Below are 9,384 nucleotides of genomic sequence, written 5' to 3'. Positions count from 1 at the left end.
ACTGGAAGAAGCCCCGTCCAGAGATTGCCACGCCCACCACGCCGCCGAAATGACCCCATGACACGCTCCAAGGAGCCTGCTCCCGTCCACCGGAAGCGAGGCCCTGGGAACCTAAGCAGCGTGTCCAGCCCCCGGCATTCCCCCCCGGCCCAGGGGCACTGTCACATGGCAGGGGAGCATGCAGGCGATCAGCGCGCCCATGTGCCCCAGCGTGCCGGGGTGTGCGGCAGCGGAATAGGTCCCCCCCAGAACGGTTGCCAGCGCACGCCCTGGCGCAAGGGTGGCGGAATCCTTTGGTCCCAGCGCCACCCCCGAATTAAGAGAACCCTTCCATGGAAAGCGCCGCCCCCGACTCTCCGCCCGTGCCCGACGCCTCGAGCGACGACCTCCGTGCTGTCGAGGAGCTCGCCCAGGCCCGCAACGAAATCGTCGCCCAGATTGAAAAGCGCGTCGTCGGTCAGCGCGAGGTGGTGGAGCACCTGCTCATCTCCCTCTTCAGCCGCGGCCACTGCCTCTTCGTGGGCGTTCCGGGCCTCGCCAAGACGCTGCTCATCTCCACGCTGGCGGACGTCCTCAACCTGTCCTTCAACCGCATCCAGTTCACGCCGGACCTGATGCCGTCGGACATCACCGGCACGGACATCCTGGAAGAGGACCGCACCACCGGCCGGCGCACCTTCCGCTTCCTCCAGGGTCCGCTGTTCGCGAACATCATCCTGGCGGACGAGGTGAACCGCACCCCGCCGAAGACGCAGGCCGCGCTGCTGCAAGCCATGCAGGAGTACCGCATCACCGCCGGTGGCCGCACGTACCCGCTGGAGCTGCCCTTCCTCGTCTTCGCCACGCAGAACCCCATTGAGCAGGAGGGCACCTATCCGCTGCCCGAGGCCCAGCTCGACCGCTTCATGTTCCTGGTGGACGTGGGCTACCCCACCGCCGATGAAGAGGTGCAGATCGTCAAGAGCACCACCGGCGGTCCGCAGCCGAAACTGGAGAAGATTCTGTCCCCCGAGCGCATCCTCGCGCTCCAGGAGCTGGTGCGCCGCGTGCCGGTGCCGGACCACGTGGTGCGCTACGCCGTGGAGCTGGTGCGCCACACCCGCCCCAAGGAGCCGGGCGCGCCGGACTTCATCGCGAAGAACGCGTCCTGGGGCGCCGGCCCCCGCGCCAGCCAGTACCTGGTGGTGGCCGCGAAGGCGCGCGCCATCCTCCACGGCCGCTTCGTCGCCACCGTCGAGGACGTGCGCGCCCTGGCCCGCCCCGTGCTGCGCCACCGCGTGCTGCCCAACTTCACCGCGGAGAGCGAGGGCATCACCTCCGTGAAGCTCATCGACCAGCTCCTCACGGTGGTGAAGGGCTAACGCCCACGCATGCTGCTCGACGCCCAGACGCTGGCCCGCCTCCAGGGAGTGAAGCTGCGCGCCCGCGCGGTGATGGAGGGCGTGCTGTCCGGCCTCCACAAGAGCCCCCATCAGGGGCAGAGCGTGGAGTTCGCGGAGCACAAGGAGTACGCCCCGGGCGACGAGCTCCGCCACCTGGACTGGAAGGCCTACGGCAAGTTCGACAAGTACTACGTCAAGCGCTTCGAGCACGAGACGAACCTGCGCGCCGTCATGGTGGTGGATGCGTCCGCCTCCATGGGCTACCGCAGCGGCGCGCTGAGCAAGCTGGACGTGGCCACCACGCTGGCGGGCGCGCTGTGCTACCTGCTGGTGCGCCAGCAGGACGCGGCGGGCCTGGCGCTGATGGCGGGCGGCAAGTGGAAGGACGTGCCGCCGCGCGCGTCGGCCGGCCACCTCAACGTGCTGCTGGACACGCTGGAGCACACCACGCCCACCGGCGCCACGGACCTGGGCAGCGCGGCGGACCACCTGGCGGAGGTGCTGCCCCGGCGCTCCAGCGTCATCGTCCTGTCGGACCTGCTGGATGAGAACCAGGACGCGCTGCGCCGCATCCTCGCGCTGCGCCAGCGGAAGAACGACGTGTCCGTGTTCCACCTGGTGGACCCGGCGGAGCTGACGTTCCCCTTCGACGACCCCACGCTCTTCATCGACATGGAGGGCCAGGGCCGCGTCGAGGTCAACCCGCGCGAAATCAAGGAGAGCTACCTGGAGGAGTTCAACGGCTTCCTGGCGAGCGTGAAGGCCGCGTGCGCCGAGGCGGACGTGGACTACGACCTGGTGCGCACGGACGACAAGCTGGATGACGTGCTGCTGCGCTACCTGTCGCGGCGCGGGAGGCGCCGGTGACCTTCGGCAATCCGTGGATGCTGCTGGGCGCGCTGGGCGCCCTCATCCCCCTGCTGGTGCACCTGTTCGACCGGCGCCGGCCCCGGCCGCACCCCTTCGGGCCGCTGGCCTTCGTGATGCGCAGCCAGAAGCGCACCGCCAGCCGCCTCAAGCTCAAGCGCCTGCTGCTGTACGCGCTGCGCACGCTCATCCTGCTGGCCATCCCCATCGCCCTCGCCCGCCCCGAGCTGACGCGCGACGCGGCCGCCGCGCAGGTGGTGAAGGGCCCCGCGGCCACGGCCATCATCCTGGACGCGTCGCTGTCCATGCGCTGGTCGGACGGCACGCCGCTCTTCGAGCGCGCCCGCGACGAGGCCCGCGACGCGCTGAAGGACCTGCTGCCCGAAGAGCCCGCCACCGTGCTGGTGTGCACGCAGTCCCCCGCCGCGCCGCCGCCGCCGGGCTTCGACCGCGGCCGTCTGCGCTCGCTGGTGGATGAAGCGAAGGCCACGCACGGCGCCGCGGACCTGTCGCGCTGCCTGGACCTGGCGGCCCGCGCGCTGGAGGAGAACCCCATGCCGGCCAAGCGGCTGGTGCTGGTCTCCGACATGACGGCCACGGCCTTCCGCCTGGAGGCGCCGCCGCCCACGGTGAAGGGCCCCACGGGCGCGCCCGTGAAGCCGGAGGTGGTGCTGCGCGACGCGGCCGAGGGCCACGAGGTGCTGAACAACCGCGCCATCGTCGACCTCAAGGTGGAGCCCGCGCTGCAGGCCGGCCCGCGCACGTTCCAGTTCACCTTCACGGTGCGCAACTTCGGCGCGGAGCCCGTGAAGGACTTGGAGGCCGCGGTGCGCGTGGGCGAGTCCACGCTGGCCAAGGGCTTCGTGGACCTCCCCCCGGGCGGCACGACGCAGAAGGCGCTCACCGTGCGCTTCCCGCAGGGCGGCACGGTGCTGGGGCAGGTGACGCTGGCGCCGGACGCGCTGGTGGAGGATGACCGGCGCTCCTTCGTGCTGCCGGTGCCCCGCGCGCTGAAGGCGCTGGTGGTGAATGGCTCGCCCCACGCGACGCGCTACCGGGACGAGGCCTTCTTCGTGGACGCGGCCCTCACCGCGCCGGGCTCGCCGGTGGAGGTGGCCACGCGCGACGCGGAGGTGGGCCTGCGCGAGGACTTCTCCGCCTACGATTTGGTGCTGCTGCTCAACGTACCCGCGCCCAGCGCGGACGAGGCCCAGAAGCTGGCGGCCTTCGTGGAGAGCGGCGGCGGCCTCTTCATCAGCATGGGCGACCGGGTGAGCCCGGAGGCCTACAACCAGCGGCTGGGCCCGGTGCTGCCGCGTCCGCTGCGCCTGGTGCGCACCAGCGCCGAGCGCGACGACCCGGACGCGGACACGAAGAGCGCGCGGCTGGCGCAGGTCTCCGTGGAGCACGTCCTCTTCTCGCCCTTCACGGGGCAGGCGGAGGAGGGGCTCGTGGGGGCGCGCTTCTACAAGTACATGCTGCTGGAGGCGGACTCCCCCGGCGCGGCGGGCGCCAGCCAGGTGCTGGCCACCTACGAGGACGGCGCGCCGGCGGTGGCCGTGGCGCGCAAGGGCAAGGGGCGCGTGGCGCTGCTCACCAGCACGGTGGACCGCGACTGGAGCGACTTCTCCATCCGCACCTCCTTCCTGCCGCTGATGCAGCGCTTCGCCGCCTACCTCACCGGCTCCCTGGACGAGCGCGAGGAGGTCCGCGTGCGCGTGGGTGAGAGCGCCACGCTGCGGCCCGAAGGCGCCCGGAAGGTGTCCTCGGTGCGCGCGCCGGACGGCAGCGAGGTCGCCGTGAAGGAGCAGCCGGAGGGCGCGCTGGTGGCCGGGCCGGTGACGGAGCCGGGCGTGTACTCGGTGTTGGGCGCGGACGGGAAGGTGCAGTCCGACTTGTCCTTCGCCGCCGTGCTCGAGCCCTCCGAGAGCGACCTGGGCCGTGTGCCCATGGACACCCTCACCGCCTACTTCGGAGAAGAGACGGTGAAGGCCTCCACGGGTGACGCGGACAAGCCGACGGTGCCGCTGTGGACCTGGCTCATCCTGGCCGCGTGCCTGGCGTTCTTCTTCGAAGGCACGCTGCTGCGCAAGTAGCCGGCGTCAGGCCCGGAGCCGGCGCATCACGACGCCGCCGACGAGGAGGGCCGCCGCGCCCGCCGCGAGACGTGGAAGCCCCCTCCGCAGCTTGTGCTCGGCCACGTCCACGCGGTCCGCCAGCAGCAACATCATCCAGTGCCGCGTCCAGTGGTCCGGGTACTTGTAGGCCAGCCGCCGCAGCATGCCGGAGACGCCCTGGGGCGGCTGGGCCGTGCCAAACACCAGCGGCATCTTCCGCGCGGGCTGCCCATGCTTGAACACCTCCGCGTCCGACTGCTGACGGGACGGCGTGCCTCGCGCGTCGCCGCGCAACTGGGGTGACTCCTCCTTGGGGAAGCCGGGGCGGTTCTTCGGGTCGGCGTCCACGCCGTAGCCCGGGATGTTTCGCGCGTTCGGGTTCATGGTGGGCTCCTTCCACTCAGGCATGGGCATGCGGGGAGAGGACGCACTTGATGCAGCCGTCCTGCTTCTTGGAGAAGAGGTCATACGCCTTCGGCGCGTCCTCCAGGCTGAAGCGGTGGGTGATGATGCCCTTGGCGTCCACGCGCCCCTTGCGGATGTGCTCCAGCAGGTGCGGCATGTAGCGCTTCACGTTGCACTGGCCCAGCCGCAGCGTCTGGTTCTTGTTCATCGCCGTGCCGATGTCGACCAGGTTCCACGGCGGCCCGTACACGCCCACCACGGAGATGACACCCCCCTTGCGGGTGGCGTGCATGCACCAGTTGAGCGCCGTGGAGGCGCCCGCCTCGGCCATCAGCCCCAGGCCCAGCACGCGCTGCAGGAGCGAGCCTTCGGCCTCGCAGCCCACCGCCTCGATGCTCACGTCGGCGCCCCGGCCCTCGGTGGTCTCCTTGATGGCGGTGACGATGTCCACGTCCTTGAAGTTCAGCGTCTCCACGTGGGCGAACTTCCGGGCGAAGTCGAGCCGGTAGTCCTGCAGGTCCACCGCGATGACGCGGCCGGCGCCCATCAGCCACGCGCTCTTCATGGCGAAGAGGCCCACCGGGCCCGCGCCGAACACCACCACCGTGTCCCCCGGCTGGATGCCGCCCATCTCCGCCCCCATGTAGCCGGTGGGGAAGATGTCGCTGAGGAAGAGGACGTCCTCCTCGTCCATGTCCTCCGGAATCTTCATGGGCCCCACGTTGGCGAAGGGCACGCGCACGTACTCCGCCTGCCCGCCGTCGTAGCCGCCCGTGGTGTGAGAGAAGCCGAACGCGCCGCCCGCGACGTCGCTGGACGGGTTGGAGTTCTCACAACACGCCGTCAGGCCCTTCTTGCAATAGAAGCAAGCGCCGCAAGAGATGTTGAAGGGCACCACCACCCGGTCGCCCGGCTTGAGGTTGGTGACCCCCGGGCCCACCTCCTCCACGACGCCGGCGAACTCGTGGCCGAAGGTGCAGCCCACCCGCGTGTCGGGGATGAGGCCGTGCAGCAGGTGCAGGTCCGAGCCGCAAATGGCCGTCTTCGTGACCTTGAGCACCGCGTCCTGCGGGTGCTCGATGCGAGGGTCCGGCTTGTCCTTCACCCGGACCTGGTACGGCCCCTGATAGCTGAGTGCGCGCATGCGTGTTCTGCTCCTTTGTGTGGGTAAAGGAGTGAGGACCCAGGGCGAACGCGGCAAGGCTGGGACGGCACTCGCATGGCCGCCCCCTGTCCTGGCCGACCACCCCCGGCGAGCGAGCCCGCCAGGGCGCCCCTGCCCGCTTGCCTCGCCGGGACTCCGCCGACGCGCGGGGGCTTTCCGCTACGCTGGGGTCCCCTCCCCTGATTCGGGAGGACTCACCGGCGGAGGCGACGGCAGCCCATGGACATCCATCTGGCGGAGGAGATTCGCAAGCAGGTCGAAGAGGCCTTCCGCAAGCGCGGCCGGGTCAACATCGTCATCGCGGGCCGCAGCGGCGTGGGCAAGAGCACGCTGGTCAACGCGGTGTTCCACGGCCGCATCGCGGACACGGGCCAGGGCCGCCCCGTCACGAAGGAGACGCGCGAGTACACGAAGGAGGGCATCCCCGTCAGCATCCTCGACACCCGCGGCCTGGAGCTGGGCGCCTTTCAAGAGACGCTGAAGCTGCTGGAGGAGCTGGTGGCCGCGCGCGCCAGGGAGGCGGACGCCACGCGCCACCTGCACTGCGCCTGGCTGTGCATCAGCGAGGACTCGCGCCGCGTGGAGGATGGTGACGTGAAGGCGGCGGAGATGCTCGCGCGGCACATGCCGGTGGTGGTCGTCGTCACCAAGGCCCGCAGCGACCAGGGCTTCCGCGCGGAGGTGCAGAAGCTGCTGCCCATGGCCCGCAACGTCATGCGCGTGCGCGCGCTCCAGGAGACGGACGACGAGGGCCACACGCTCCAGCCCAAGGGCCTGGTGGAGCTCGTCGAGCTCACCATGGAGCTGGTCCCCGAAGCTCAGCGCAACGCCTTCGCAGCCGCCCAGCGCGTGAGCATTGGCCAGAAGCGCAAGCGCGCGCACGGCATCGTCGCCAGCGCCGCGGCCGCCGCTGGCCTCATTGGAGCCGTGCCCATCCCTTTCGCCGACGCCGCCCTGCTCGTCCCCACGCAGGTCGGAATGCTGGCGGGGGTGAGTAGCGTCTTTGGCCTCCCGCTGACGGAGGCCTTCCTCTCCACGCTGGTGGGCGCGGGCATCACCGGCCTGGGCGCGACCTTCACCGGGCAGTCCATCGTGTCCGGACTGCTGAAGCTCGTCCCTGGCCCGGGCACGGCGCTTGGCGCGCTCATCTCCGCCACCACCGCCACCGCGCTCACCACGCTGTTCGGCGAGGCCTACGTCGCCGTCCTCTCCAAGCTGATGGAGAAGCGCCGCGGCGAGCTGCCCACGGAGGAGGAGGTCATCCAGGCCTTCCGCGAGGAGATGTCCCTGCGCGGCGCCGCATAGGCCTCCGGGCTACTTCACGCGCTCGATTTTGTACCGGCGGCCCTTGATGCGGCCCTCGCTCAGCCGCTGGAAGGCCACCCGCGACACGCGCCGGGCGACGGCGACGTAGGCCACGTGGTCCTGGATTTCAATCTTGCCCACGTCGGTCGCCTCCAGCCCGCCCGCCTCGCCCGTGAGCGCGCCCAGGACGTCCCCGGGCCGCAGCTTGTCCTTGCGTCCGGCGGAGATGTAGAGCGTGTCCCACATCGACTCCAGGGACACCGCGTTGCGAGGGTCCGCCGAGGGAAGGGACTCCACGTCCCCGCGCTCCAGCTTCACGCCGGTGGCCAGCTGGATGTCGTCCACCTTGCGGCCATCCCGAGGCGCGACGAGGGAGACGGCCAGCCCCGCGCGCCCCGCCCGTCCGGTGCGGCCGATGCGGTGCACGTAGGGCTCGGCCTGCATCGGCAGGTCGAAGTTGATGACGGCGTCCAGCGCCTCCACGTCGATGCCGCGCCCCGCCACGTCCGTGGCGATGAGCACCCGCGTGCTCTGGTTGCGGAACTTCGCCATCACCCGGTCCCGCTCGAACTGCTCCAGGTCCCCCTGGAGCCCGTCCACGCTGACGCCCGACGCGGAGAGCGACTTCTTCAGCTCCACCACCGTCGCCTTGAGGTTGCAGAAGACGATGGCGGACGCCGGCTGGTAGTGCCGGAGGATGCGCAGCAGCAGGGCCTGCTTCTCCGCCGGCTCGCAGTCGTAGCGCACCTGCTGGATGTCGGGCCCCGCGGTGGCGCTCTCCACCGTGACGCGGACGGGCTGGCGCTGGAAGTCGCGGCTCAGCGCCTCGATGTCCGGCGGGAAGGTGGCGGAGAAGAGCACCGTCTGCCGCCGCGGCGGCATGGCTCCGAGGATGCGCTCCATGTCCTCGCGGAAGCCCATGTCGAGCATCCGGTCCGCCTCGTCCAGCACCACCGTGGACAGCTGCCGCGTCTCCAGCGCGTCCCGGTCCAGCACGTCCAGCACCCGGCCCGGCGTTCCCACCGCCAGATGCGCGCCCTTCTCCAGCGCATCCAACTGCGGACGGATGGGCTGACCTCCCGCGAGCACCAGCACCTGGAGCCCGGGCAGCCGCCGCCCCAGCCTGCGGATTTCCCCCGCCACCTGCGCGCACAGCTCGCGCGTCGGGCACAGCACCAGCGCCTGCACCTTGCGGTGCTGCAGCTGGACCTTCTGGAGCAGCGGCAGCGCGAAGGCCGCCGTCTTCCCGCTGCCCGTCTGCGCCTGGCCGACCAGGTCCCTGCCCTGGAGCAGCACCGGGATGCTCTGCGCCTGGATGGGCGTGGCCGTCTTGAAGTCGAGCTCCTCCAGGACCTGGAGCAGGGGGGGAGCCAGCGCGAGCGATGAGAAGTCCATTCGGGGCCCCATGGCACGGCACACCCGCCGAAGCCAGGACAAGTGAAGCCGCCCACCCCGCCTGGCCGCTCGCACTGGATTGCATGTCATACTCTCTGTGAAACTCGTGTTTCGCCAGAAAGTCTCTGTGTCTGTCCCTTGCCTGGAGCGCCCATGTCCCCCATCCGTCTCTCCCTCGCCCTGCTGTCCACCGTCCTCCTCGCCACCGGCTGCGGCGGCACCGAGGCGCAGCCCATCGAACAAGGTCCCGCGCCGGTGCTCGAGTCCTCCGGAGACACGGAGGGCGACGTGCAGGCGTTCAACGCCTGCACCGTGACGCTCGCGTGTCCTGGCGGCCGGTCGATTTCATGCGGCAGTCTGCTGGGGAACTGCCAGTCCACCGCCACCTCCGTGACGTGTGATGGCGTCACGCGCACCTGCGCCCCCACGTCCTGCGCTCCGGCCCGGAAGAGCATCACCGAGAACATCAGCGTGTGCTACCCGTCGAGCCACCCCTACGGGCGCTACTCCATCCTCAGCCCGGAGAGCGGCGTGACGTACACCTGGTCCAGCAACTACGCCTCGCTGCACAACAACACGGGCTCGTACATCGTCCTCTCCGCCACGTCGGTGGGCTACTTCACCCTGTACGTGACGGCCTCGCGCCCGGGCTGCGCCCAGACGACGACCTTCTCGGCGGACTTCTACGCCGCGGACGCGGCGTCCTGCTACTGAGGCCCTGACGCTCGACAGGAGGCCCGCCCATGTC

Annotated in this window: 8 protein-coding genes; 5 read left to right on the top strand and 3 right to left on the bottom strand. The window is 70.6% G+C overall.

From position 1 onward, the window contains the following. Window positions 1–332 precede the first annotated feature (332 nt). The 3 genes from G4D87_RS27140 to G4D87_RS27130 are packed head-to-tail and all read left to right on the top strand — an operon-like array spanning window position 333 to window position 4,345. A complete protein-coding gene (locus G4D87_RS27140; RefSeq protein ID WP_163785407.1) occupies window positions 333–1,361 on the top strand; it encodes an AAA family ATPase in 1,029 nt (342 codons plus the stop codon). A gap of 9 nt (window positions 1,362–1,370) precedes the next feature. Then, window positions 1,371–2,249 (top strand): DUF58 domain-containing protein, encoded by an 879-nt coding sequence (locus tag G4D87_RS27135; RefSeq protein ID WP_163785405.1) that lies wholly within the window; start codon window positions 1,371–1,373, stop codon window positions 2,247–2,249. Next, window positions 2,246–4,345 (top strand): BatA domain-containing protein, encoded by a 2,100-nt coding sequence (locus G4D87_RS27130; protein WP_163785402.1) that lies wholly within the window; start codon window positions 2,246–2,248, stop codon window positions 4,343–4,345. The genes G4D87_RS27135 and G4D87_RS27130 overlap by 4 nt, the downstream gene beginning before the upstream one ends. Window positions 4,346–4,351: 6 nt before the next feature. On the opposite strand, the gene G4D87_RS27125 is transcribed toward G4D87_RS27130, so the two are convergent. Beyond that, window positions 4,352–4,774 carry a hypothetical protein gene (locus G4D87_RS27125; protein WP_240358648.1) on the bottom strand — a complete coding sequence of 141 codons (423 nt, stop codon included), beginning with the start codon at window positions 4,772–4,774 and terminating at the stop codon, window positions 4,352–4,354. Further along, the gene (locus G4D87_RS27120) at window positions 4,767–5,915 is read right to left on the bottom strand and encodes a zinc-dependent alcohol dehydrogenase (protein WP_163785398.1); all 1,149 of its coding nucleotides are present in this window, start codon (window positions 5,913–5,915) and stop codon (window positions 4,767–4,769) included. Before G4D87_RS27120 ends, G4D87_RS27125 begins: the two co-directional genes overlap by 8 nt. Window positions 5,916–6,155: 240 nt before the next feature. On the opposite strand from G4D87_RS27120, the gene G4D87_RS27115 reads away from it, so the two are divergent. Beyond that, window positions 6,156–7,241: a YcjF family protein gene (locus G4D87_RS27115; protein ID WP_163785397.1), complete on the top strand. Its 1,086-nt coding sequence runs from the start codon at window positions 6,156–6,158 to the stop codon at window positions 7,239–7,241. Window positions 7,242–7,250: 9 nt separating this feature from the next. Here the strand turns inward: G4D87_RS27115 and dbpA are convergent, their stop codons facing one another. Then, window positions 7,251–8,636: an ATP-dependent RNA helicase DbpA gene (dbpA, locus tag G4D87_RS27110; protein WP_163785395.1), complete on the bottom strand. Its 1,386-nt coding sequence runs from the start codon at window positions 8,634–8,636 to the stop codon at window positions 7,251–7,253. A 153-nt stretch (window positions 8,637–8,789) separates the two neighbouring features. Between dbpA and G4D87_RS27105 the strand changes: the two genes are divergently transcribed. Next, window positions 8,790–9,350, top strand: coding sequence for a hypothetical protein (locus G4D87_RS27105; protein WP_163785393.1), 561 nt, complete (start codon window positions 8,790–8,792; stop codon window positions 9,348–9,350). Window positions 9,351–9,384: the final 34 nt, after the last annotated feature.

The sequence above is a fragment of the Myxococcus vastator genome, from assembly GCF_010894475.1.
Lineage (GTDB): Bacteria > Myxococcota > Myxococcia > Myxococcales > Myxococcaceae > Myxococcus > Myxococcus vastator.
This window is presented reverse-complemented; position numbering and strand designations above follow the sequence as displayed.

Coding starts and splice junctions, on each gene's coding strand:
- G4D87_RS27140 (WP_163785407.1), top strand. CDS start 333: ATGGAAAGCGCCGCCCCCGACTCTCCGCCCGTGCCCGACGCCTCGAGC.
- G4D87_RS27135 (WP_163785405.1), top strand. CDS start 1,371: ATGCTGCTCGACGCCCAGACGCTGGCCCGCCTCCAGGGAGTGAAGCTG.
- G4D87_RS27125 (WP_240358648.1), bottom strand. CDS start 4,774: ATGCCTGAGTGGAAGGAGCCCACCATGAACCCGAACGCGCGAAACATC.
- G4D87_RS27120 (WP_163785398.1), bottom strand. CDS start 5,915: ATGCGCGCACTCAGCTATCAGGGGCCGTACCAGGTCCGGGTGAAGGAC.
- G4D87_RS27115 (WP_163785397.1), top strand. CDS start 6,156: ATGGACATCCATCTGGCGGAGGAGATTCGCAAGCAGGTCGAAGAGGCC.
- dbpA (WP_163785395.1), bottom strand. CDS start 8,636: ATGGACTTCTCATCGCTCGCGCTGGCTCCCCCCCTGCTCCAGGTCCTG.
- G4D87_RS27105 (WP_163785393.1), top strand. CDS start 8,790: ATGTCCCCCATCCGTCTCTCCCTCGCCCTGCTGTCCACCGTCCTCCTC.